The 23434-nt window shown below is 63.5% G+C and carries 27 protein-coding genes and 1 tRNA gene; 13 read left to right on the top strand and 15 right to left on the bottom strand.

The features are described from left to right. Window positions 1-68: 68 nt before the first annotated feature. Genes kdpC through EN846_RS08675 form a run of 5 tightly spaced genes read right to left on the bottom strand, consistent with a single transcriptional unit; the run spans window position 69 to window position 4784 of the window. Entirely contained in the window at window positions 69-638 is a 570-nt protein-coding gene (gene kdpC, locus EN846_RS08695; RefSeq protein ID WP_128346008.1) for a potassium-transporting ATPase subunit KdpC, read from the bottom strand. Between the two features lie 11 nt (window positions 639-649). Beyond that, window positions 650-2743, bottom strand: a complete 2094-nt coding sequence (kdpB, locus tag EN846_RS08690; protein WP_127391434.1) for a potassium-transporting ATPase subunit KdpB — start codon at window positions 2741-2743, stop codon at window positions 650-652. Beyond that, window positions 2740-2949, bottom strand: a complete 210-nt coding sequence (locus EN846_RS08685; protein WP_127283513.1) for a hypothetical protein — start codon at window positions 2947-2949, stop codon at window positions 2740-2742. The genes kdpB and EN846_RS08685 overlap by 4 nt, the downstream gene beginning before the upstream one ends. A gap of 7 nt (window positions 2950-2956) precedes the next feature. Beyond that, complete coding sequence (gene kdpA / locus EN846_RS08680; RefSeq protein WP_127391433.1) at window positions 2957-4660, bottom strand: potassium-transporting ATPase subunit KdpA; 1704 nt, start codon at window positions 4658-4660, stop codon at window positions 2957-2959. 34 nt (window positions 4661-4694) lie between these two features. Continuing rightward, window positions 4695-4784 carry a K(+)-transporting ATPase subunit F gene (locus EN846_RS08675; protein WP_126058331.1) on the bottom strand — a complete coding sequence of 30 codons (90 nt, stop codon included), beginning with the start codon at window positions 4782-4784 and terminating at the stop codon, window positions 4695-4697. Between the two features lie 429 nt (window positions 4785-5213). Here EN846_RS08675 and EN846_RS08670 point away from each other — a divergent pair, with 429 nt between their 5' ends. Next, entirely contained in the window at window positions 5214-7001 is a 1788-nt protein-coding gene (locus EN846_RS08670; protein ID WP_127283515.1) for an NAD(P)/FAD-dependent oxidoreductase, read from the top strand. A 220-nt stretch (window positions 7002-7221) separates the two neighbouring features. Here EN846_RS08670 and EN846_RS08665 read toward each other — a convergent pair whose 3' ends face one another. Beyond that, window positions 7222-8445: an amidohydrolase/deacetylase family metallohydrolase gene (locus tag EN846_RS08665; RefSeq protein WP_127391432.1), complete on the bottom strand. Its 1224-nt coding sequence runs from the start codon at window positions 8443-8445 to the stop codon at window positions 7222-7224. Between the two features lie 22 nt (window positions 8446-8467). After that, window positions 8468-8833, bottom strand: a complete 366-nt coding sequence (locus EN846_RS08660; RefSeq protein ID WP_127283517.1) for a RidA family protein — start codon at window positions 8831-8833, stop codon at window positions 8468-8470. Window positions 8834-9023: 190 nt separating this feature from the next. Between EN846_RS08660 and EN846_RS08655 the strand changes: the two genes are divergently transcribed. Beyond that, window positions 9024-9509: a hypothetical protein gene (locus EN846_RS08655; protein WP_127283518.1), complete on the top strand. Its 486-nt coding sequence runs from the start codon at window positions 9024-9026 to the stop codon at window positions 9507-9509. Window positions 9510-9530: 21 nt separating this feature from the next. On the opposite strand, the gene EN846_RS08650 is transcribed toward EN846_RS08655, so the two are convergent. The 3 genes from EN846_RS08650 to EN846_RS35020 all read right to left on the bottom strand — a co-directional run bounded on the left by EN846_RS08650 (window position 9531) and on the right by EN846_RS35020 (window position 10382). After that, window positions 9531-9719, bottom strand: coding sequence for a DUF3606 domain-containing protein (locus EN846_RS08650; RefSeq protein WP_126058336.1), 189 nt, complete (start codon window positions 9717-9719; stop codon window positions 9531-9533). A 110-nt stretch (window positions 9720-9829) separates the two neighbouring features. Beyond that, complete coding sequence (locus EN846_RS08645) at window positions 9830-10060, bottom strand: hypothetical protein (RefSeq protein WP_127391222.1); 231 nt, start codon at window positions 10058-10060, stop codon at window positions 9830-9832. Window positions 10061-10208: 148 nt separating this feature from the next. Continuing rightward, window positions 10209-10382, bottom strand: coding sequence for a hypothetical protein (locus EN846_RS35020; protein ID WP_187331323.1), 174 nt, complete (start codon window positions 10380-10382; stop codon window positions 10209-10211). A gap of 244 nt (window positions 10383-10626) precedes the next feature. Between EN846_RS35020 and EN846_RS08640 the strand changes: the two genes are divergently transcribed. Further along, window positions 10627-11061, top strand: a complete 435-nt coding sequence (locus EN846_RS08640; RefSeq protein WP_127283530.1) for a hypothetical protein — start codon at window positions 10627-10629, stop codon at window positions 11059-11061. 160 nt (window positions 11062-11221) lie between these two features. Here the strand turns inward: EN846_RS08640 and EN846_RS08635 are convergent, their stop codons facing one another. Further along, window positions 11222-11611: a hypothetical protein gene (locus EN846_RS08635; protein WP_245493257.1), complete on the bottom strand. Its 390-nt coding sequence runs from the start codon at window positions 11609-11611 to the stop codon at window positions 11222-11224. Between the two features lie 205 nt (window positions 11612-11816). Between EN846_RS08635 and EN846_RS08630 the strand changes: the two genes are divergently transcribed. Beyond that, window positions 11817-12254 (top strand): CBS domain-containing protein, encoded by a 438-nt coding sequence (locus tag EN846_RS08630; protein WP_127391224.1) that lies wholly within the window; start codon window positions 11817-11819, stop codon window positions 12252-12254. Between the two features lie 29 nt (window positions 12255-12283). On the opposite strand, the gene EN846_RS08625 is transcribed toward EN846_RS08630, so the two are convergent. Continuing rightward, the gene (locus tag EN846_RS08625) at window positions 12284-13303 is read right to left on the bottom strand and encodes an LLM class flavin-dependent oxidoreductase (protein ID WP_127283522.1); all 1020 of its coding nucleotides are present in this window, start codon (window positions 13301-13303) and stop codon (window positions 12284-12286) included. Between the two features lie 123 nt (window positions 13304-13426). Continuing rightward, window positions 13427-14812, bottom strand: coding sequence for a glycosyl hydrolase (locus EN846_RS08620; RefSeq protein WP_127391225.1), 1386 nt, complete (start codon window positions 14810-14812; stop codon window positions 13427-13429). Between the two features lie 586 nt (window positions 14813-15398). Here EN846_RS08620 and EN846_RS08615 point away from each other — a divergent pair. The 9 genes from EN846_RS08615 to EN846_RS08575 all read left to right on the top strand — a co-directional run bounded on the left by EN846_RS08615 (window position 15399) and on the right by EN846_RS08575 (window position 22535). Further along, window positions 15399-16760: a site-specific integrase gene (locus EN846_RS08615; protein ID WP_127391226.1), complete on the top strand. Its 1362-nt coding sequence runs from the start codon at window positions 15399-15401 to the stop codon at window positions 16758-16760. A 49-nt stretch (window positions 16761-16809) separates the two neighbouring features. Next, window positions 16810-17811, top strand: coding sequence for a hypothetical protein (locus tag EN846_RS08610; RefSeq protein ID WP_135858281.1), 1002 nt, complete (start codon window positions 16810-16812; stop codon window positions 17809-17811). Window positions 17812-18314: 503 nt separating this feature from the next. Continuing rightward, the gene (locus tag EN846_RS08605; protein WP_127391228.1) at window positions 18315-18887 is read left to right on the top strand and encodes a recombinase family protein; all 573 of its coding nucleotides are present in this window, start codon (window positions 18315-18317) and stop codon (window positions 18885-18887) included. Beyond that, on the top strand, window positions 18884-19408 hold the full coding sequence (locus EN846_RS08600; RefSeq protein WP_127391229.1) for a hypothetical protein: 525 nt from the start codon (window positions 18884-18886) through the stop codon (window positions 19406-19408). Before EN846_RS08605 ends, EN846_RS08600 begins: the two co-directional genes overlap by 4 nt. A gap of 247 nt (window positions 19409-19655) precedes the next feature. Next, window positions 19656-20435, top strand: a complete 780-nt coding sequence (locus EN846_RS08595) for a ParB/RepB/Spo0J family partition protein (RefSeq protein ID WP_145971927.1) — start codon at window positions 19656-19658, stop codon at window positions 20433-20435. A gap of 107 nt (window positions 20436-20542) precedes the next feature. Beyond that, entirely contained in the window at window positions 20543-20740 is a 198-nt protein-coding gene (locus EN846_RS08590) for a hypothetical protein (RefSeq protein ID WP_127391231.1), read from the top strand. Next, window positions 20733-21155, top strand: a complete 423-nt coding sequence (locus EN846_RS08585; protein ID WP_127391232.1) for a hypothetical protein — start codon at window positions 20733-20735, stop codon at window positions 21153-21155. Before EN846_RS08590 ends, EN846_RS08585 begins: the two co-directional genes overlap by 8 nt. A 469-nt stretch (window positions 21156-21624) precedes the next feature. Continuing rightward, window positions 21625-22068: a hypothetical protein gene (locus tag EN846_RS08580; protein ID WP_127391233.1), complete on the top strand. Its 444-nt coding sequence runs from the start codon at window positions 21625-21627 to the stop codon at window positions 22066-22068. Window positions 22069-22118: 50 nt separating this feature from the next. Further along, window positions 22119-22535: a hypothetical protein gene (locus EN846_RS08575; protein ID WP_127391234.1), complete on the top strand. Its 417-nt coding sequence runs from the start codon at window positions 22119-22121 to the stop codon at window positions 22533-22535. A 69-nt stretch (window positions 22536-22604) separates the two neighbouring features. Here the strand turns inward: EN846_RS08575 and EN846_RS08570 are convergent, their stop codons facing one another. Beyond that, window positions 22605-22850 carry a hypothetical protein gene (locus tag EN846_RS08570; protein ID WP_127391235.1) on the bottom strand — a complete coding sequence of 82 codons (246 nt, stop codon included), beginning with the start codon at window positions 22848-22850 and terminating at the stop codon, window positions 22605-22607. Window positions 22851-23096: 246 nt separating this feature from the next. Then, a tRNA-Ser gene (locus tag EN846_RS08565) sits at window positions 23097-23186 on the bottom strand. Window positions 23187-23434: the final 248 nt, after the last annotated feature.

Genomic DNA, 23434 nt, shown 5'->3' with positions numbered 1-23434 from the left:
TCCTGGGTCTGGCACCGATCCTAAACATGGGTGGCGCCGGGTAGGCTGTCGATCCCCGGCGCCACCATTCACGGATTCGTGGCGTCGTCCAGCGCGAGGTTGAGCGCCAGCACGTTGACCACCGGCTCGCCCAGCACGCCGAGCTCGCGGTCCTCGACGTGACTTTCGACAAGCGCCTTGAGCTTGGCTTCGCTGATCTCCCTTGCCTTGGCGACGCGGGCAACCTGGAAATAGGCGGCCTCGGGGCTGATGTGCGGATCGAGCCCGCTGCCCGAGGTCGTCACCAGATCCATCGGCACCGGCTGGCCCGGGTTTTCCGCCTTCAGCTTGTCGGCATCGCCCTTGATGCGGTCGACCAGCTTGGGGTTGGTCGGGCCGAGGTTGGAGCCGCCGGAGGCGGTGGCGTTGTAGCCGTCGCCGGCGGCGGAGGGGCGGCCGTGGAAATAGCGGTCGCTGGCAAAGGCCTGGCCGATCAGTTCGGAGCCGATGACCTTGCCGTCCTTCGCGACCAGGCTGCCATTGGCCTGGCGCGGAAACAGCGCCTGGGCGATCCCGGTCATGCCGATCGGGTAGACCAGGCCGGTGAGGATGGTGAAGAAGACGACCATGACGATCGCGGGTCTGATTTGCTTGAGCATGGGGATGGTCCTTATGCGAGGCCGAGCGCGGTGACGGCCATGTCGATCGCCTTGATGCCGACGAAGGGGACGATGACGCCGCCAAGGCCGTAGACGAGGAGATTGCGGCTGAGCAGCGCGCCGGCGCCGATGGCGCGGTATTTGACGCCCCTCAACGACAGCGGGATCAGGGCGATGATGATCAGCGCGTTGAAGATGATGGCCGACAGGATGGCGCTCTGCGGCGTCGCCAGATGCATGATGTTGAGCGCCTGCAGCGGGCCGGCGGTCTGGCCCGGCGCGACGTAGAAGACGGCGAACATCGCCGGGATGATGGCGAAGTATTTTGCGACGTCGTTGGCGATCGAGAAGGTGGTCAGCGAGCCGCGCGTCATCAGCAGCGCCTTGCCGATCTCGACGATCTCGATCAGCTTGGTCGGGTCGGAATCCAGGTCCACCATGTTGCCCGCTTCGCGCGCGGCCACCGTGCCGGTGTTCATGGCGACGCCGACATCGGCCTGGGCGAGTGCCGGCGCGTCGTTGGTGCCGTCGCCGCACATGGCGACCAGCTTGCCCTTGCCCTGCTCGTCGCGGATCAGCTTCAGCTTGTCCTCGGGCGTCGCCTGGGCGAGGAAGTCGTCGACGCCTGCCTCCGCCGCGATCGCCGCCGCCGTCATCGGGTTGTCGCCGGTGATCATCACGGTGCGGATGCCCATCTTGCGCAATTCGGCGAAACGCTCGCGGATGCCGCCCTTGACGATGTCCTTCAGGTGGACGATGCCGAGCAGGCGTCCGTCGCGCTCGACCGCCAGCGGCGTGCCGCCGGACTTGGCGACCTCGTCGGCGATCGCCTGCAGATCCCTGATCGTTTCAGTGCCCGGCCGCGTTGCATGGCTGGCTGATGTCAGCTGGTTGACATGGGCGAGCACGGAATCGACCGCGCCCTTGCGCACCGACGAACCGTCTATGTCGACGCCGCTCATGCGGGTCTGCGCGGTGAAGGGCACGAAAGTTGCATGCAATGTCGCCATGTCGCGGGCGCGGATGGCGTATTTCTCCTTGGCCAGCACGACGATCGAGCGGCCCTCCGGCGTCTCGTCGGCCAGCGAGGCGAGCTGCGCGGCGTCGGCCAGCTCCTGCTCGGTGACGCCCTTGACCGGACGGAACTCCGTCGCCTGGCGGTTGCCCAGCGTGATCGTGCCGGTCTTGTCGAGGAGCAGCGTGTCGACGTCGCCGGCGGCCTCGACGGCGCGGCCGGACATGGCCAGCACGTTGAAGCGCACCAGGCGGTCCATGCCGGCGATGCCGATGGCTGAGAGCAGCGCGCCGATCGTCGTCGGGATCAGCGTCACGAAGAGCGCGACCAGCACCGTCACCGGTATGTAGCCACCCGAATAGGAGGCGAAGCTCGGAATGGTGGCGGTGGCCAGCACGAAGATCAGCGTCATGCCGACGAGCAGGATGTTGAGTGCGATCTCGTTCGGCGTCTTCTGGCGTTCTGCGCCCTCGACCAGCGAGATCATGCGGTCGAGGAAGGTATGGCCGGAGGCTGCGGTGATGCGCACGCGGATCCAGTCCGACAGCACCTGCGTGCCGCCGGTGACGGCCGAGCGGTCGCCGCCGGATTCGCGGATGACCGGTGCGGATTCGCCGGTGATCGCCGCTTCGTTTACGGAGGCGACGCCTTCGATCACCTCGCCGTCGGAGGGGATGATGTCGCCGGCCTCGACCAGCACGATGTCGCCGACCTTGAGGCTGGTGCCGGGCACCAGCTTGAACTTGGCGCGGTCCTCGCCGGCGAGCAGCTTGGCCTGGGTCTCGGTGCGCGCCTTGCGTAGCGAGTCGGCCTGCGCCTTGCCGCGGCCTTCGGCGACGGCTTCGGCGAAGTTGGCGAACAGCACGGTGAACCACAGCCAGATGATGATCTGCAGTGTGAAGCCGCGATCGCCGCCGCCGGTGAGCAGGTCCCTGACGAACAGCACGGTGGTGAGCAGCGAGACGACGGCGACGACGAACATCACCGGGTTCCTGACCAGCGTGCGCGGGTCGAGCTTCCGGAAGGCGCCGCCCATGGCGGGCCACAGGATGCGGGCATCGATGATGCTGGCGGATTTGGACTGGCTCATTTTGAGGCTCCAGTATCGATGGTGTTGGACGACGCCGAGCGGTCGGATGCCGAAAAGGGCGGCCCGTAGACCAGCAGCCAGATCACGATCATGACCACTGCCAGGCCGAGGAAGGTGGATATGGTCGGGAAGGGACGGGGAGTTGCCTCCCCCTCATTTTCAGCTCGGGGCCTGACCTTGCGACGCATGTAGGTGAACCAGGACATGGTGGTTTCAGAAGGTCTGCCCATGGATCATGGCCAGGTGCTCGACGATCGGTCCGATCGCCAGCGCCGGGAAGAAGGTGAGGCCGACGACGATCAGGATGACGCCGACCAGCAGGCCGACGAACAGCGGGCCGTCGGTGGGGAAGGTGCCGGCCGACGCGGGCACCGTCTTCTTTGCCACCAGCGAGCCGGCGATGGCCAGCGCCGGGATGATGACCAGGAAGCGGCCCATCAGCATGCCGATGCCGAGCGTGATGTTGTACCAGGGCGTGTTGCCGGTGAGGCCGCCAAAGGCCGAGCCGTTGTTGGCAGCGGCGGACGTGTAGGCGTAGAGGACCTCGGAGAAGCCGTGCGGACCGCCATTGCCCATCGAGGCGACGGCGCTCGGCAGCACGACTGCGATGGCCGTGAAGATCAGCATCGCCAGCGGCAGGCAGAGGATGGCGAGCATCGCCATCTTGACCTCCTTGGCCTCGATCTTCTTGCCGAGATATTCAGGCGTGCGGCCGACCATCAGGCCGGCGACGAAGACGGTGACGACGATGAACATCAGGATGCCGTAGAAGCCGGCGCCGACGCCGCCGACGATGACCTCGCCGAGCTGCATGTTGAGGATCGGGATCAGGCCGCCGATGGCGGTGAAGGAGTCATGCATGGCGTTGACCGCGCCGCAGGAGGCGGCCGTGGTGATGACGGCAAACAGCGCCGACGCCGCGATGCCGAAGCGCGTCTCCTTGCCTTCCATATTGCCGCCGTCGATGCCGAGCGCATGGACCAGCGGATTGCCCGATGCTTCCGCCCAGTAGCAGACGGCGACTCCGGCGACGAACAGCGCGCCCATGGCGGCGAGGATCGCCCAGCCCTGGCGCTGGTTGCCGACCATGCGGCCGAAGACGTTGGTCAGCGCCGCGCCCAACGCGAAGATGGTCACCATCTGGATCAGGTTGGAGATCGCGTCGGGGTTCTCGAAAGGATGCGCGGCGTTGGCGTTGAAGAAGCCGCCGCCATTGGTGCCGAGCATCTTGATGGCGACTTGCGAGGCGACGGGGCCGAGGGCGAGCGTCTGCCTGGCGCCCTCGAGCGTGGTGGCGTCGACATAGGGGCCAAGCGTCTGCGGCATGCCCAGCCAGACATAGACGAGGGTGAGCGGGACGCAGAGCGGCAGCAGGATGTAGAGCGTGCAGCGGGTCACATCGACCCAGAAACTGCCGATCGACTTTGACGAGGCGCGGGCGAAGCCGCGCATCAGCGCCACCGCGATCGCGATGCCGACGGCCGCCGAGACGAAGTTCTGCACGGTAAGGCCGACCATCTGCACCAGGTAGGACATGGTGCTTTCGCCGCCATAGTTCTGCCAGTTGGTGTTGGTGACGAAGCTGGCGGCGGTGTTGAAGGCGAGGTTTTGCTCGACGGCCGTCATGCCGGCGGGGTTGTAGGGCAGCACGCCCTGCAGCCGCTGAAGGGCATAAAGCAGCAGGAAGCTCGCCAGGCTGAAGACCATGATGCCGGCCGCATAGGTGGTCCAGTGCCGCTCCTCGCGCTCGCTGGTTCCCGAAATGCGATAGAGCCCGCGTTCGACCGGGCCGAAGACCGGCGATAGCAAGGTGCGCTCGCCATTGAAGACCCGGTACATGTAGCCGCCGAGCGGCTTCACCAGCAAAACGACGATCCCGCAATAGACGAGGATCTGTATCCAACCGTTGAGAGTCATGAGAATAGCTTTCCGTGCCTTGCGCCAGATGCGGTCAGAAGCGTTCCGGGCGAACGAGGGCGTATGTCAGGTAGACGAGCAGGAACAAGGTCACGCCACCCCCGAGGAAATAGTCGAGAAGCATTTTCGGACCTTTCGCTCAGAGAATGTCGCAGGCTTTGATGTAGGCGAAGGATAGGGCGAAGAACAAAACGCCTATCCCGATAACGATGACGTCCATCGCGCGTGGTCCTTATTTCCGGTTGGCTTCGGCCTGCCCGCGGTCGGCAGGGTCAGAGCGGCACAAGACACCGCCGCGACTGCAATGCGGAAGCCGCTACGGGGTGCTTGCCCCCGGGAATATGGATCGGAAGGCCATAAAGGTTCGAGACGGGGCGGACAGGAAAGAAATAGGAATCCCATAAAGATTTCGGACCGACAGGCGGCACTGCCTCTCACTGTCCCGCGGGGCACTTGCAGGCTGGCCCCGCCGGATTATCAATAGTCTCGAGGCACATTCTGCGTGGCCCCAGGCTTGGCGGCGCGCGGTCGATATTCCGAGGAAGGACAAGAAATGCTCGACATCGCACCATCGCAGCAGGCGGCCACCTGGCTCGGTTCCTTCGCCCGCACGCTCGAAGCCGGCGACATCGAGGCGGTGGCCAATCTGTTCGTCGAGGACTGCTACTGGCGCGACCTGCTCACCTTCACATGGAACATCAAGACCATGGAGGGCCGGGCGGCGATCCGCGACATGCTGGAGGCGACGCTCGCGACGGCACGGCCGTCGCGATGGAGCCTCACCGGCGACGCGAGCGTCGACGATGGCATCATCGAGGCCTGGTTCAGCTTCGAGACGGTCGTTGCCAGGGGCGAGGGCATCCTGCGCCTCAAGGATGGTCGCTGCCGGAGCCTGTTCACGGCGATGAGCGAACTCAAGGGGTTCGAGGAGCAAAGGGGTCCGGCGCGGCCGCTCGGCATCCGCCACAAGGCCGATCCCGATCGCGAGACCTGGGCGGAGGCGCGGGCACGCGAGGCACGCGACCTCGGTGTCAGGGAGCAGCCCTATTGCCTTGTCATCGGCGGCGGCCAGGGCGGCATCATGCTGGGCGCCAGGCTGAGGCAGCTCGGCGTTCCCGCGCTCATCATCGAGAGGAATGCGCGCGCCGGCGATTCCTGGCGCAACCGCTATCGCTCGCTCGTGCTGCACGATCCGGTCTGGTACGACCATCTGCCCTACATTCCGTTCCCGGAGAACTGGCCGGTGTTCACGCCCAAGGACAAGATGGGCGACTGGCTGGAAATGTATGCCCGGGTGATGGAGCTCAACTACTGGGTCGCCACCAAATGCGTCAGCGCCGCCTATGACGAGGCCGAACAGGTCTGGACGGTCGTCGTCGACCGCGTCGGCCAGCGCATCACGCTGAAGCCCAAGCACATCGTCTTCGCCACCGGCGCCTACGGGCCGCCGCGGCGGATCGACCTGCCGGGCGCCGAGGCCTTCAAGGGCGAGGTCCTGCATTCCAGCCAGTATGCCAGCGGCGAGAAGTTCCGCGGCAAGCGGGTCGCGGTCATCGGCGCCGCAAGCTCGGGCCATGATGTCAGCGTCGACCTCTGGGAGAGCGGCGCCAAGGTGACCATGGTCCAGCGCTCGCCGACCACGGTGGTGAAGTCCGACACGCTGATGGAGGTCGGCTTCGAGATTTTTTCCGAGAAGGCACTGGCGCGCGGCATCACCACCGACAAGGCCGACATGATCGTCGCCTCGACGCCGTTCGCGCTGGTGCCCAAGGGCCAGCGGGCGCTGTACGACGTCATCCGGAAACGCGACGCGGACTTTTACGACCGCCTTCAAGCCTCGGGCTTCGCCATCGACTTCGGCGAGGACGAGACCGGCCTGCTGATGAAGGCCTATCGCACCGGCTCGGGCTTCTACATCGATGTCGGCGCCTGCGAGTTGATCCTGAACGGCGAGATCGCGGTCAAGAGCGGCGTCGGCATCAAGTCGCTGACACCGAGCGGCATTCTGTTCGAGGACGGCAGCGAGCTTGCCGTCGATGCAATCGTCTGCAGCACCGGCTTCCAATCGATGAACGAGACGGTGGCGCAGATCGTTTCGCGCGAGGTCGCCGACAAGGTCGGTCCGTGCTGGGGCCTGGGCTCCGGTGTCAAGGGCGACCCCGGACCGTGGCAAGGCGAGTTGCGCAACATGTGGAAGCCGACGGCGCAGGAGGCGCTATGGTTCCACGGCGGCAATCTCGCGCTGTCGCGGTTTTATTCGAAGTTCGTGGCGATGCAGATCAAGGCGCGGATGGAGGGGATTGCGACGCCGGTTTATGGCGAGCCGAGCAACGCCGGGTAAGGTCGACCCCCACTCCGTCGATCTTCGCTCGCCACCTCTCCCCCGATCGACGGGGGAGGGGAAAGGCGCGAATTCGCCAACCCTGGCGCGCCCTTCCTCTCCCTCCGGAGGGGGGAGAGGTGGCGCTGCGAAGCAGCGACGGAGTGGGGGAAGCCATTCGCCAAACGTGCCGCCACCGCAACCCGGGCATCTCCCCTCACGTGGGGGGGAGATTGGCCAATCACTTTCCAAAATGCCTGGCCGCTACTTCCACATGCGTGTGACCCGCATGCGGCTCGAAGCGTTCGGTCTCATTTTGGTCGCCGGCGTCGTTCGGCCACCATGTGCCGCCGATGACGATGCCTTCTGAGACCAGCCGCTGATCGGCGACCAGCGCGGCGCCGACCGCGTCGACGAAGGTGAAGCGGCCCGCTTGCTGTCGCAGAACCGCGACGTCGCCGATGCCGCCGACCTTGAGCGTGCCAAGCTCCGGCCTGGCGATCGCCTCGGCCGGCCGCTGCGTCGCTGCGCGCAGAACCTCGACCAGCGGCATGCCGAGCGCCATCAGCTTCGACATGCAGACGACGATGTCGAAGGCGGGGCCGTCGACGCAGTAGAGATGCACGTCGCTCGAGATGACGTCAGGCGCAAGTCCCTCGCCGAGCATCGCCTTCGCGACTTCGAAGTCGAAGGAGCCCATTCCGTGGCCGATGTCGAAGATGACGCCGCGCTCGCGCGCCAGCCGCATGTCCGGGCGCACCGCGCCCGAGGCGAACACCGGCGCGTTGGGAAATGGGCGGAAGCAGTGGGTGAGGATGTCGCCCCGGCGCAGCCGCGGCAGCACTTCGGAGCGGCCGGGCGGCGGCTCGTCAATATGCGCCATCAACGGCAGGCCGGCCTGATCGGCCGCTTCCAGCGCCAGGTCGACCGGAGCGATGCCGCTGGTGCCTCCGGCATGCTTGCCGGAGCGGACCTTGACGCCGACGACGACATCGGCGTGCTCGCGCACCGCGGCCACCGTCTCGCGTGGCTCGCAGAGCCGCAGATCGCTGCACTCGCCGACGGAGACCGTCTGCGCGAAGCCGAAGATGCCGGCGAAGGAGATGTTGACGTAGGCGAGGATGCGGACCCTCGAGCGCTCGATGACGTGACGGCGGAAGCCGAGGAAATTGCCGGCGCCGGCGCTGCCGGCGTCGATGAAGGTGGTGGTGCCGCTCTTCGCCGCCAGCCGGTCGGCGTCGACACCGAGCGAGGTGCCGCCCCAATAGACGTGGCTGTGCAGGTCGATCAGTCCCGGCGTGACGAGGCAATCCCGCGCATCGATGACCTGCGTTGCGTGCTCGGCATCGATGGCGGCCTCGATCGCGGCGACATGGCCATCGGCGATGGCAAGGTCGCGCGGCGCATCGAGCCCGGAAGCGGGATCGATGACACGGCCGCCCTTAATCAGGAGATCGAATTGCATCGGCTGGCCTCTTGCTTGTCTATCAGAGCGGTCGGTAGGCGACCGCCTCGACCTCGATCTTGATGTCGATCATCAGTCGCGACTCGACCGTGGTGCGGGCCGGCGGATCCTTGGGGAAATGCCTGGCATAGACGGTGTTGAAGGTGCCGAAGTCGCGCGCGTCCTCCAGCCACACGGTCGTCTTGACGACATCGTCCATGGTGCAGCCGGCAAGCGCCAGGGCCGCCTTGATGTTCTGAAGCACCTGCTCGGTCTGCTCGACGATGCCACCCTTGACCACCATGCCGTCGCTGCCGACCGGCACCTGGCCCGAGACATAGACGAAATCGCCGGCGCGGACGGCTGGCGAAAGCGGCACATGGGACGTTCCGAAACACTGCTTGGGCAAGGAATAGCCTCCTGTTCAGACATGGCAGGACGGTTGCTGGTCCCGCCGCTGCCGACCCTCTACCCCTATCGACGCGATCCTCCTAGTGCCCGCTGTTGGAAAGCAACATTCTTAGCGATGGATGTTGCTTTCTTACAGGCAGGCCAGCATCTTGCGCCGCCATGCCGGCCGCGACCCAGGAGAGAGAAAAATGACCTTCGACAAGAACCCGTTTCCGGCCGGCGACGCCGATCGCCACGCGCTGTGGGAAATGCTGGTGCGGCGCGATATCGATGCCTTTCTCTCGCAGGACTGGTCGATGGTCGAGGACGATTTCGTCGCCGAAAGTTTCTTCGGCATGCATGCGCATTTCCTCAACGACGCGGACGCCTGGCGGCTGCAGTTTCCGACGCTTGTCGCCTATCGCGACGAATGGCTGCGCCAGGCGAAGGAGACCGCGGCGACGGCATTCGCCGAGCCGCTGCGCGAGGCGCTGTTCCGCGTCACCAACATGCGCGACATCGACGTCGACGGCGATCGCGCGGTGCTGCACAAGAAGTTCAACGGTTCGGTCACCAAGGCGGACGGCAGCGTCGACAGGCTGAAATGGCAGACGCTCTATTTCTGCTCGAAGGCGGGCGGCCGCTGGAAGATAACGGGTTTTGTCGGCTACATGCCGCATCCGCTGGGAAGCTAGGCTTCAGCTGAAGCCTTCGGCCTACTGCCCTTTGATGCTCTCGGCGATTTCGTGCAGCACCTTGCGGTCAGTGCCGTGCCGCTTGATGAGCGTGCGGGCCTGTTCCGGCGTGATGCCGGCTTCCTCGGCGAAATGCCTGACCTCGTAGTCCTCGTCGCCGGCCACTTGCGAACGGTCGCGGTTGTCGGTCTTCGTCTTGTCGTCGGCCATGACTGCGTTCCTCGTTCAACACGAGATAACGAAGAGGGTCGGGTGGGGTTCCCGGACCCTGGGATTCAACGCGAGCGCACGGATGCGCAAGGAGCAAGCAGGCTCGGGCCTTAATGTGTCCGGTGGTCGAAAACCACGCCCATGGTCTTACCAATTGCCGCCATCACGATCAGCTCGACCAGATGGTCGTCGCTGTCGTCGCAAGCCGGACCGATGCGACGGATGGCGTCGATCGCCGCCCGGGTCGATACGGTATCGCCGGCGCGGAATCTCGAAAGCGCAGAGGAAACAAGTTCTTCTGCCGTCGGGTCGATGGCTGCCACTTTTGGCACGATGGTCATTGGCCTCCTCCTGCCATGAACCCTCACACGGACAATGATACGCCAAAGGCCGGCCGGCGCCAGCGAAATGGTGGTCCGACCAGTGTCACTGGCGACAGCCTGCCGCCATTGCCTACCCTGTCCTCGATGATCCGCGACTACGCCGCTGTCACGAGCAACCGATGGTGTGCTTGGGCGGCGCGTCGTTTTCGTCCGGGTTGGGAACCGGGTCTTCGTCCGGAAGCCGCTCCGGTTCCGGCTCACGCATCGGCTCCGGTTCGGGAAGCGGCGGCGGCGTTGGCATCGGAGTGGGCGTGGGATCGGGATTGGGAAGAATTGCCATCGTGTGTTGTCCCTGCGCTCGGTGTCTCAGGCGCGTTCGTTCAGGCTCGACGTTCGGGTGATGCGGGCAGAACGGCTGCGCCCCGCGCATGGTTCCGACTGACCTCTGCGCGCCGGCCGCGGCATGCGGTCACGCCGCCCCCGAAAATGATTCACGACGCGGCCCGTTCCGGGTCTTGCCGACCATCGGCGGCGCCATAATTCCACTTCAGGGGTTGGGTCATCTGCTGAAACAGGAGGCGGCCGTGAAACACCAAACCGTGGACCAACTCAATGCCGTTGCCGACGTTCATGCCGAAGCAACGTCTCTCTTCGCAACCCGAGCCCAACGCCTCGAACGCTGGGCGAAACTACTGGAACAAAATCTCGATCGGCGCCTCGTGGCGCTCACGGGCACCGAGTACACGGCGCCCGACCTGCGTGACAAAATGCGCTGCGCCGGATCTCCGATCGATGTCGCCTTCGAGGATCCGATCTTTCGCGCGCAAGGCCTGGCCGATGACACTTACGGCGAAGCCAGGCGCTTCTTCGAGCTGAGCGACTGGCAGCTGCACGAGATCGTCTGCCATTGCCATGTCGGCGCGTCGTTGCCGGCCAGATGGACTGCCTCCCGCGTGCGCGCGGCAATCTCTCCCGGATCGGGCGTCTTCGCCTGGCTGAGAGCCTTGTTCATCCACTGACAGGGTGGTGAGGCCGCCGACTTGAAGCGGCTCCGGTTCGACCTCGAACCGGACCGCTTTCATCGTGGATGGAGCGAGGTTCAGACCGAAAGGGTCCTGCGCGGCCGGGCGCCCTTGCAGCCAAGCGAGTGACGATCGGGTCCGTCGCCCGGCGCGCCGGTCACGTCGTTGTCTGGATGATCAGCGTCAGCGTGCCGTCGCCGTCGATGTTGGCCGCGACGACTTGCGAGGAGTTGAGCCCGTTGGCCTGCAACACGGACAATGCCTGCGGCGAGGCATCGACGGAACGCTGCAGCTCCAGCAGCTCGTCGGCGCTGGTCTCGGTGATCACGGCTTCCGCCTGCTGCTTGAGTTCCGCCGGCAGGTCCTCCACCGCGACGAGGGCGATGTTGGTGAAATCCTGTCCGGAGAGGTTCTGGTCGGGCGCCGGCTGATCCGGCAGCGGCTGCTGGGCCGGGGGCAGGTTCTGGGGAAGCTGCGGGTCGGCAAGTTGCGCCGAGGCCGGCTGGGACAGGGCGAGCGCAGAGAGCGCGACGATCGCCGTCAACATCCGCATCGTCTTTCCTTCCGTTCTTTTGGGGTGGTGTCCTTGCGACACAACCAATCCGCGGACCGATGGTTCCCGAATGAGCACGGCACCAGAGCGGGGCCGCCACCCGGCGGCGTCATCAAGCCGCGATGGAACGTTTCGGACAGGCGTTCATTTTTCCAGATCACCCCATCGGCGAGGGGCGCTGCAACGTGAGGAGAGAACCATGAAAATCAGGGATTGCATGACGCAGGCCGTTCGGGTCGCCAGTCCCGACCAGACCTTGCGGGACGCGGCTCGGGCCATGGCCGATCTCGACGCCGGTGTGTTGCCCGTCGGCGAGAACGACCGGCTGGTCGGGATGATCACCGATCGCGACATTGCCGTACGCGGCGTCGCGGAAGGCAAAGGCCCGGATACGAAGATCAGTGAGGTGATGAGCGCGGAGGTGAAATATTGCTTCGACGACCAGGAAGTGGACGACATCCTGCGCAACATGGGTGACCTGAAGCTGCGGCGGATGCCGGTCCTCAGCCGCGAGCACCGGCTGGTCGGCATCATTTCGCTCGGCGACCTCGCCACCAACAGCAACGCGGCATGGGCCGGCGAGGCGCTTGGCGGCATTTCGCAGCCAGGCGGCGAGCATTCACAGACCGCGCACTGACGGATCACGCCAGCGCGTCCAGCGAGCCCTCAGCGCCAGCCGAGGGCTGGCGCGACGAATTTGAGGATCGCCTCGATCACATGCGCATTGTAGGCGACGCCGAGCTGGTTGGGCACGGTGAGAAGCAGCGTGTCGGCCTCGGCGATCGCCTCGTCCGCCTTTAGTTGTTCGATGAGCACGTCCGGCTCGGCGGCATAGGTGCGGCCGAAGACGGCGCGCTTTTCGGGCTCGATATAGCCGAAATGATCCTCGCCCTCGCTGTTGCCGAAATAGGCGCGGTCCATGTCGTTGACCAGCGCGAAGATGCTGCGGCTGACCGAGACGCGCGGCTCGCGGCTATGGCCGGCCTCGGCCCATGCCTTGCGGAAGGCACGGATCTGCTCGGCCTGCTGGATATGCAGCGGCTGGCCGCCCTCGTCGAACTTCAGCGTCGAGCTCTGCAGGTTCATGCCAAGCTTGGCCGCCCATTCCGCCGTAGCGTTGGTGGCCGCACCCCACCAGATCCTGTCGCGCAGGCCCTCGGACAAAGGTTCCAGGCGCAGCAGGCCGGGCGGGTTGGGGAACATCGGCCGCGGATTGGGCTGGGCGAAGCCGTGGCCGCGCAGCACCTCGAGGAAGACCTCGGCGTGGCGGCGGGCCATGTCGGCGTCGCTCTTGCCCTCCTCGGGCACGTAGCCGAAATAGCGCCAGCCATCGATCACCTGCTCCGGCGAGCCGCGGCTGATGCCGAGCTGCAGCCGGCCGCCGGCGATCAGATCGGCGGCACCCGCGTCCTCGACCATGTAGAGCGGGTTCTCGTAGCGCATGTCGATGACCGCAGTGCCGAGCTCGATACGGCTGGTTTTGGCGCCGGCAGCGGCCAGCAGCGGGAAGGGCGAGGCGAGCTGGCGGGCAAAATGGTGGACGCGGAAATAGGCGCCATCGGCGCCCAGCTCCTCGGCGGCGACCGCAAGGTCGATCGACTGCAGCAGCGCATCGGCCGCCGAGCGCGTCCCCGACTGCGGCGACGGCGACCAATGCCCGAACGACAGAAAGCCAATTTTCTTCATGGGATTACCGGATGCGGGTGGAGGATTGGGCGGGAGCAATCGCATATAGGGTTTCACGCGGTATCGCCGCAAGGTGGCCGCTGGTTCATTCGCAAGCGCGTGACGCTCGCACAGACGGCCCCATCATTGCATGCTGGGTGAAAGCGCGATGACAATCGGATGGTCGCTGAGCGTAATTTCGAGCGAACGCACGTTGCTCAGTGTTTGGACAGGCTCAACGCCAATTGTTGGATCGTAGGTCGTCACCGACGCGCGTGTGTCGCCAAACTGGAGCGTCACATAGTCCTGACCGCTCAATCGTTCGTCCCACACGATAAGTTGGAATGTGCCGTCGCTGTGTTGCAGGAGCAGCTCGTGCACGGTCTCGGGTTGGTCCGCGATCGTGAAGTCGAGCTGGCCGGGTTTGGCGAGGGTACCTTTGTCCGCCAAAATCGTCGTAAGGTTGTGAAGGTAGATCGCGGCCTTGCGGGGTGAATAATCGGGTTTGAAGAAGCCGAAGGATTGGTTGCCCTCTTCGTCGGTACGGTCCCGCAACAGATAGACCGATGTATAGGCGTAGCCGCGCTTGAACTGCGCGAGGTACATGCTCATCAAATTCAAGCCATGCATTTGTTCGGTGACGCTACCTCCGATCGCAACCCCGGTCTCGGTCGTGACACGCGGCAGCGTATTGAGTTGCTCCTGGGTGTAGCCCTGAAATCCTCTGCCCCAGGTGACGCCGAAATTGCCGAATAGCCCGTCCACTCTGGATGCGGCGGTTGGATCCGCAGCGTGCCACGTCTTGTTGTCCGCCGGATATGGCGAATGCGAGTGATAGATGTAGTTGTGCAAATTGGCGTAGTCGGCATACTTCGTGCCGTCTGGCATCCGGGTTTGGGCGTCGGGCGGGATCGTAAGGAACTGAAGGCCGACATTGTCTCGCTGCGCGCCGGGTTCCGATATCGACCAGACGGGATATTTCGCGAGCATCGGATCACTTTTGACGGCCTGGTAAAGATCGCGCTGAAGCTTTGCTACGGCCATCCACGAAGCCTCAGTACCGCCGCCGTTCTCTCCCTGATAGGTGACGCCCCAGTTGTTCGGCTCGTTGTTGCCCTCGAACGCGAGCAGCGCGCCGGCTTCGGCAAGCACTCTGCCTGTTTCGACCAGCTTCTTCACATCGGTCCCACCACTGACCAATCCCCAATTCAGACGCGCGCCGGTTTCGCGATGCAGATCAAGAAAGGTCTGGATGGTTGTGGGACCCTCGTCGCTCAAACCTTCTATTCCCGCCCTGACCCACCGAAAGCCGCAATAGCGGACCATTTCGATAGTCCTGGCCAACGGCTGGCCTCGATCGGGGAATGTGCTGACGACGCCGATGCTATTGAGAAAGTCGTTCGTCGCAACGGCGGTCTTGGGCGCTGCAAGCGAATGGTGGGGCGATACCGGCACCACAGCCAGCGCCAACCACACGCCGACGAGGGAGCGAAGCATTTTTGAAGGGATGATCATCGCCTGGGACTTCAAGCCTCTCCGGGAAGAGCAGGGGTCTGCGCGCGTGCGCTGCTCCCGCCGTCGCTGGTACACCCGCAGTCGGGTGCCGGACCTAAAGCTTGAACCAGCCAGTGCTGGAGGTCCCGCGCCAGCGAAGTTACAGCCGCATCAGGAGTTCCTCAATTAAGGCTAAGTGCGGGTGGCCGTCATCCTTTTTGGGGGCGTGACCGGCCCGCGGTGCCATCTGACAGCCAGGCTTTGCGAGGCGGCCAAAGAGGTGATGATCGAGGTGGCAGCGGCCCACGAGGGAAGTGGCAATTTCGGTGGTGGAGAAATGACGCCGCCGGTCCAAGGCGGTGGTTTCACACTTTCGCCGTGCGCCAGCCGGCCGATCCCGCTTCCGGTCGCGAACAGAACCATTGCTCGCCACGGGCCGGGTTTGTGGGGGCGCCGGCTTTTGGCGGCTTTCCCCAAAATGTTTGTTTTTCAGGTCTTTAGTGGCCTACGGCAGTGATGGCGGAGAGAGCGGGATTAGACGCCAAAGGGCCCTATGCCCTTGAAATCGTTGATTGTGCTTGGTAATCGCCCCTTGGAGTTGGTCTAAGTGGATGGTCTAAGCATGGCAGGTTTCAAGGGCAGAGCGCGGCGGCACCTCTCGCTGAGGGGGCGAACGTGGTGGTTCAAGATGGCGATACCGGAGGCGGCTCGCCATGAGTTCAAGCGCCGCACGGCCATCGTGGAAAGCCTCGAAACCGGGGACATCCGGGTTGCAATGGAAAGGCGAGACGCGAGAGAGCGGACAGCCCTCGACCTATTCAAGGCCATCAAGGCCGGGGAAGCGGTGACACCGGAGCAGATCGACGCGACCTCGCGGGGTGCCATCGTTCGGGAAGCGATCAAAGCCCTTCAAGATGCAGGCGATACCGACGCGCTGCACGACGCTGTAAGCGCCGCCGAGGACGAGCGTGACCATTACCGAGGCAAGGAACGGAAGCTGTTTGACACTGCGGTGTCTGGGAAGGTGCCCGTCGATCAGCACCTTGAGGCGTATCTGAAAGAGGCAAAGCTCGCCGACAAGACGACCGCTGAGTGGCGGGGACTGGTCAAGCGGTTTGCCCGATGGTGCGCCGAGAAGACCCTCAGGCTGGCCGACATCGACCGTAGGAACGCAGGCAAGTACGTCTCGGAGGAAATCGCAGAGATGCACCCGAAGACCGCCAAGAAGCACCTTTCGGCGGTGCGGGGTTATTGGGACTATCTGGCGCGGCGGGGCCTCGTTGACACCGAGCAGAGCGGCAACCCATGGGACCGCCAGCTACAGCCCCAGCGGCGCAAGAAGGGCTCTGCCGAGGCCACGCAGGGGGAACGACCATTCATCCCGAGGGAATTGAACGCGGTGCTGTATGGGCAGCAGCTCGACAGCGGCGACAGGATAGAGGCGGGGCAGTTCGACCACCAGCTACAGGACGCGGCATTGGTCGGGGCGCTGTCTGGAATGCGCCTGGAGGAGATCGTGACGCTTCGGGTAGGGCAATGCGCAGGCGGTTGGTTCGACATACGGGACGCGAAGACACAGGCTGGCATACGGCGGGTGCCGATACACTCGGGGCTGGTCAAGCTGGTAGGGCGACGGACTAAGGGCAAGAAGCCCGGTGACTGGCTGTTCCATGAATTGGCCAACGAACGGGACGCGGCGGCGGTGACGACCAAACGGTTCACGCGCTACCGGGTGGCTTGTGGTGTTGACGACAAGCGGGACGGTAGGCGCAGGAGCTTGGTCAACTTCCATTCGTTCCGGCGCTGGTTCGTCTCTCAGGCGGAACAGGCGGGCATACCTGAGACGACCGTGGCGGCTGTTGTCGGGCACGTCGAGGGGCGCAAGTCGATCACCTTCGGGGTTTACTCTGGAGGACCGAGTGATGCGCAGAAGGTGGCATGTGTGAAGGCCGTGAAGTTGCCGCAGCCGCCACTTGCGGGTTGACGCCAAACCTGAGCAGACTTGTGGCAGCAAACGAGGAACAAACGCGCTGATGTTGCCCGCAACCGAGGAGGAGAAAGCCGACGTCGTCAGGTACTTACTGTCACAATCGCCAGCCCGCACGAAGGTGACATTCCTTCAGAAGGTTTATTCCGAGGCGCTGATCGGCCACCGGCACGATGTGTGGGATGTTCATACGGGCAAGGGCCGTTGGTGGGTGATTACCAATCCGACAAATCTTTATTCGCAAGAACAGTTCCCAAACATGGACCTTGCGGTGACATTTCACATGGGCCTCTGCTTGCGTATCCCGCGCACCCAACAACAGCGCAAGTCCGATAGACGCATCATCCCGTTTGGGAGTGTCTTCACACATCTGGTTGAGGCCACAGATGCACTGGGGCAGGCCCAGAATGTGCCTGACTATCAAGCCATAGGGATGCGAGCGCGCGAGGCTCTTCTCGCGTTCATCCGCGCCGCTCAAGACATTACAGAGTGGACCATGGAGCCGGCCCCGAAACGCGCCGACTTTCGCGCTTGGACTGACTTAATCTGCAATACAGCATTAGGCGGAAGTGCGCAGCAGGAACGCCGACACCTATTTAAGGCGATGCTGACAGAGGCATGGGTGTTCTCGAACTGGCTGACCCACGCCCACTCGGCCACATGGCACGACGCAGAAGCGGCGATTGCGGCGGTCGAGCATGCTCTGGGTCTGGCGTCCTCGTTGGTACTCCGCCACGCAAGGGAGGTGCCTGAACAGTGTCCCGAATGCGGCTCGCCTCATCTATCTCCGCAGGAAGGGTGGCGGGAGGATTTGCCGGAGATCGCGTGGGAACGCCCCGTATGCGGTGACTGTGGCTGGATGGGAAAGGGCGTTCCGATAGGGCCTCGTGACGGTGAGACGGATGAATTGTTCATTCGTGAAGGTGCAGATGAAGGGGACGATTGCGTGATCATGACAGTCCCCTTGGTTGCGCTGAAGAAGCCGGGCGAGGGCGTGAAGCCCGCCAGACGGGGCCGAAATGTTGGGCGGAAAAATCCGCGTGGGTGATCAGATAACTGGCTCGCGCGAGGACCCCCGTGCCCCCCCTCTCCGTCGCCACGCATAGCGCTTCAAGCACTCGCTTGTCTCCCAATCGTGCTTTTGCCGACATTGCCAATGGGCTACGTTTCTGTCTGCCATCACCGAAGGGATCGTAAGATGCAGAGCAGCATACTCATGGAAATTCGTGACAACATTTTCCTTATAATCGCATTCGCTATTGGCTTTGCTGTACCTGTCGTCAGCATGTTCAAGCCGTGGAAAGGAGGATTGTGGAACTATCCATCTGATCCAAAAGAACAAAGACGGCTCGCGTGGAGCGTTTTTGCATCGTTAGTTGCGATGTGTTTTATGGCTTTGCATATTTATTCTAGGCGTTGAAAACAGACGCGGCGGCGCAGCCCATCATTTCGCGTGAACAAAGGTAATCCTTACCTCACATCGCGGTTGACATGTGAACTTCGTGTGAGGTAAGTCGTGTGAACATTGGCTCTAAGGAGATAGTTCACACCATGGCAATCATCGGATACGCCCGCGTCAGCACGACCGACCAGAACACGGCAGTCCAGATCGACCAGTTGAAGGCGGCAGGGGTGACCGACGACCACCTCTTTGAAGACCGGCTGTCGGGACTTGACGACAAGAGACCTAAGCTCGCTGAGATGCTGCGGCACGCCCGCAAGGGTGACACGGTGGTGGTGACGAAGGTTGACCGGCTGGCACGGTCGGCGGCACATCTGCACCAGATCGTGGACGACCTCGACAAGCGAGGTGTTGGGTTCCGGGTTCTGAACGACCCGTCGCTGGACACGACCAAGCCGCACGGCAAGCTGATGTTTGGCATCCTCGCCAGCATTGCAGAGTTTGAGACCGCCCTCAGGAAGGAGCGGCAGATGGAAGGCATCGCCAAGGCGAAGGCTCGGGGTGACCACCTCGGGAGGCCAAAGACGGTGACTTCCGAGGTTGAACAGAAGGTGCGCGACATGCGGGCCGTTGGGGCGTCCCTGAGGGCCATTGCGGCTGCTGTTGGGTACTCCACCGCTACCGTGCAAAGCGTTCTCAAAGGAGATGAGACAACAGGATGAAGAAGGGTAGGAAGTTCCTTGGTGGCAAGACCGGGCGCTATGAGGGCGCTGGACCGAAGCGGTATCAAGGGGGCTGGGAGCATGACGGCCTGAGCTTCGCGGAAGTGGTCAAGGTCAAGTTCCCGAAGACGGGAGAGGAAAGTCGCGCGGTGAGACGCGAGCGGATACGGAAGGCGCTCCGATACTGGGCGCGCGGGCAGCTTCGGGCTTGGACCGCTGACTGGGAAGTCTACAAACCGATGGTGGCCGAGATTGACGCGATGGTGAAGGCCAGACGGTCGGTGGGAGCCGTCCAGGCCATGGTGATGGAGCGAGTGACGGCACGGAGCTTCGTGGTTGGGACCTCCGAATACCAGAAGTGGGACGGAAGACAGCCGGGGATGGCCGATAGCATTGAACAAATAGAGGACCATTTCAAACCAGTGGAAAGGCCAGATGATGGAGAGCGCGTTCGGAAGAGCGAGAAGGAACTCTTCGATGAACTTCAGGCCATCTTGAGGGATGCTCCGAGGGGCCGGTAGAGGTTACTTGGTCGGATAAGGCCCACCTGTTCGGACGACAACACCCTCTCCTCACGGCTTCTCACCTACCGATCTGTCCGGCGTTCTCCCGCTGCCTGCCCTGTTCCATTCCGGGGGCCGTGGCGCGCGGTGGCTGTGGCCGGTCGGTAGATGTGAGGCCGTGTGTGCCCCTATCTGTCCTCCCCTTTTGGACTGGACGGTTCAGGGTCGCGGGTTCCCTCATACAACAACAATCTGAAAGGTGAACATGATCACAGGAGCGGCTGAGGCATTGGCCGGCCTTATAGAACTATCAGCGTCCCGCCAGGACAACCTCAGCAGGCCCGACAGATTGCCGCTTGTGAGCGTGAGGGTGCTGCCAGACCTATTCCAGCCACGCGGCGGGATGGATGAGCGGCACCTATCCGACCTTGTGAAGCTCCTCAGGAGCCGGAAGGACCTCGACCCCGTGACCGTGATGGTTGTCGGGGACAGCTACGTCTTGATCGACGGGCACCACCGGCACGAAGCGTACCAGCGGACGGGCAACGACAGCATCCCCACGGTCTATTTCGAGGGGACCCCTGAGGAGGCCGTGCTGGAGGCCGGGAAGGCGAACGCCAAAGCCAAGCTACCGATGTCCTCCCGTGAGCGGCAAGACTTCGCGTGGCGGCTTGTCGTGCTGGATCGGTACAGCAAGGCGAAGGTGGCAGACGCGTCGGGAACGTCGACGTCACAGGTGGCCACCATGAGGAAGGCCAAGAGGGTACTGGGGGTGGACGCCGGGAACTTCGAGACGTGGTTCAAGGCAAGGAAAGCAGCTGAAGGAAAGGACATGGACGGGGCGGACGAATTTGACCCTGAAGAGTGGAAGCAACAGGTAGCAGATCGGTTTGCGGATACGCTTGCGAGAACCTTCTCGGGGCGGCTGTCCGACGACCCTGAGATTGCCGCTATGGCCCTTGCGGCGTACTTCGGCAGGCGGCTTCCCGAGGTGGTCGGGGAACTTCAAGGCTTCCTGCCCGAGGTGGCCGACGAGGAGTTCTGAGGACCCTCAGGTGTACAACCACTACGGTGTACGAATTGTACAGGCTGGGACCCAAAGAGGCCCGGCGACAACATCAACGCAACAGCAGAGAAGCAGAGGAATTTGAGATGCAGGACGAAGCGACGCGCCGGAAATGGCGTGAGTACAAGAGCAAGTGGCGCGCGGAGAACCCGGAGCGCAACAGGGAACTCGACAGCCGGGCCTATCACCGAAACCGCGAGACCATCAACCGGAAGCGCAAGGAGGTGCGGAAGCTGTTCGCGGAGTGGCGGCAGTCGTTGAAGGTGATGCCGGTCAATGACTGACCGTTACATCGAGATCATCCCCACAATCCGTGTGATCGAGACCGACCGCGAATGGATTGTCCAGGCGGTCGAGACGAAACGAACCCGTAGGCGCGGCGCTCAGTCGACCGGCGAATGGACCGACCGCGCATACCTCACCAGTCGGACGATGCTGAACGGCGAACTTAAACGCCTTGTTGGCAACGGTGCGATGAAGGCGGGCCTTGTTGGGCACGTCAGCCAAGCGGTTCTGGACTGGCTCGACAGCCTGCCGGATCGGCACCCGTCGCGCGAGGTCCCCACGGTGTTGGACATGCTGGAGGCGTCGACAGCGGGCAGCGAGCATGGTGAGACTTTCCATGACCATCTGCCGCTCATCGTGAGGCATGGGCCGCTGAGGTGGCGCAACGACCGGAATGCCCGCTTTGACCCTTGACGAAATCAGGCGGCGTGACTGGGTCGCGACTTATCCGGCGAGGGCCGCAGCCCTTGCCCTGATCGAGTGGTTGAACGCCGATGACTGGGAAATCTCATCGGAGCTTGACCGGAGGCTGCCGGGCATCGGCATCGACTGGACGAGCAGTTTTTCCGTGGCAGCCGAGCGGTGCTTTGAGGTCTATGGCTTCCCTGAATTGGGTGCTGTAGCGGTTGCCCGGAGAGTTGCCGAGGTGTGGATGCGGCCCACCCGCTCAGCGCCACAGGAAGGGGTCACCGGAGGCAGCACCAGCCTTTCCCGTCCAGCCACCCCAGCCGCCCCTTGCGCGCGTTCTGAGAGCCCTGAGGCGTTGACCTACGGGTTCCAGCCTCGGCGCTGACTGCGTCAACCACCACCGCCATCACAAGCAGACCAAGCCTCGGGGCAATTCCGCTCCGGGGATCACATCAACGTTGAAGGATCAAACGAAATGACCGACTACATCGACAACCCGAACAAGTACCAGACCGACAACACGCCCGTGGCGCAGGCCATGATGAGGGCGCGGGAAGCACAAGCCGAAGCCGACAGGGCAAAGCAAGGTGCGCTGGCTGCCGAGGCCGCAGAGCGGGCGAAGCAGGACGAAATTGACCGTGCGGTCGAACTCTCGATGTCCCGCATGAACCAGCAGCTTCAGGCCCAGCGCATGGGTGTGAAGACCCAAGGAGCGATCCGGTCTCAGGATGTCGGGGTTGTGCCACCCATGGCAGAGGTCGAGAAGACCACGGTCAAGGTTCTTGGCGGTATCGAGGTCAGCTTTAGTCAAGCGAAGGACATGGCCGAGACGGGGCAGATTACGCAGGCCGAGTTCAACAAGGCCGTGGTCGATGGTCTGGCTGTTCGGGGCTACGCAGCACCGAAGTCTTTCGCCTGACCACGGAGGCCGAGAGTGACGAGGGGGCTTCGGCCCCTGAGTTGCCTGCCGTGGACGACAAGACCGAAGAGGAGGAACAGACCGACGACGAGAAGGAAGACAAGCAGCATGCCGAGTTTGTGCGCATGGCGGACCAGAGCCTTGACCGCTTCAGGGACACTCATAGCGAACCCCAGCAGCAATTCATTGTGGACGCCTTCGTGGAGACGGGAGAGATACCAACCGGGGAAGCCTTCGGGATCGAGGAGGTGGAAGCGGCTGTGGTCGAGACTGCATTCACTCAGCACCTCGACCGCAACGTTCTGCGGCAGCATGGGCTGACGCTGGCGACCTACTTCGAGCATGTCGACGAGGCCGACTACCCAGCGCTGCGCAAGGCTGCGGTCAAGGGTGAATGGCACGTCTTCCACAGGCATGCTCAAGCCATAGCAGCGGCCCGTAAGGACGGCACAGCTTTCGCCGATTGACGACCTTCCTGCCCCCGATGCATCGCCCCAAGAGGTGTGTCGGGGGTGGGGTCTTTGTGGCATCCGTCCCTATTGCACGAACCCCTGTTCCGCCATGCAGCCCTTGAAGGTGCTGCTCGACGCCATCGCTCCGGCAATCCAGAGCCGTCCAGCCATCACCTGCGTTTCGCTTGCGCGACCATTGCAAATCGCCTTGGCCCTTTCGAAGCGGCTGTCTTTTGTTGTGGCCTTAACCTCACGCCACTGCCCCGACGACGTCGTGTTGTTGCACCCGACGAGCGCCAAGCCGAGCGCGGCTATGAACATGGACCGCATTCATCCCTCCCGGTTTGGCGCAGCATGCTGGAAGTTGAAAATGAGGGCAATGGGTCGATCCGTTGCGATACCCATGGCAGGCGCCAACGGTGTATTGAAGATGTGGGAGCATGGCGCGCAGCGAAGCGCGCTAATCGGGGCGTATGAGGAATGATGCCAGATTGGTCTAAGTGATTGGTCTAAGTCTCAGGCGATCATTCACCTAAGATGCTGATTTTGCTTACTAAATCGCCTCATTGTGAGGAATGGCGGAGAGAGCGGGATTCGAACCCGCGTTACGGTTTCCCGTAAACACACTTTCCAGGCGTGCGCCTTCAACCACTCGGCCACCTCTCCGTCCTTGCATGGCGCGCCGGCCGGTTTTGCCGCGCGGGTTGGGGATATGCGGTCCCTTGGGAATTTTTCGGGCGGTATTTCCGCACCTCGAGCGCCGTCAACCGGCGGGCACTCTTTCCCCGCACCTGCAGCGTCGAAGCAGCAGGCGCGGGGCTCATCTAGTCGATCCCGGAGCGAATGCCAAGCCATAATGGCGCTTTGTCGGCTTTGCCGCATAAGGGATCGCTCGCGAGGCCCCGGCCGCGGCT

Source organism: Mesorhizobium sp. M4B.F.Ca.ET.203.01.1.1 (genome assembly GCF_004791025.1).
Taxonomy (GTDB): Bacteria; Pseudomonadota; Alphaproteobacteria; order Rhizobiales; family Rhizobiaceae; genus Mesorhizobium; species Mesorhizobium abyssinicae.
This window is presented reverse-complemented; position numbering and strand designations above follow the sequence as displayed.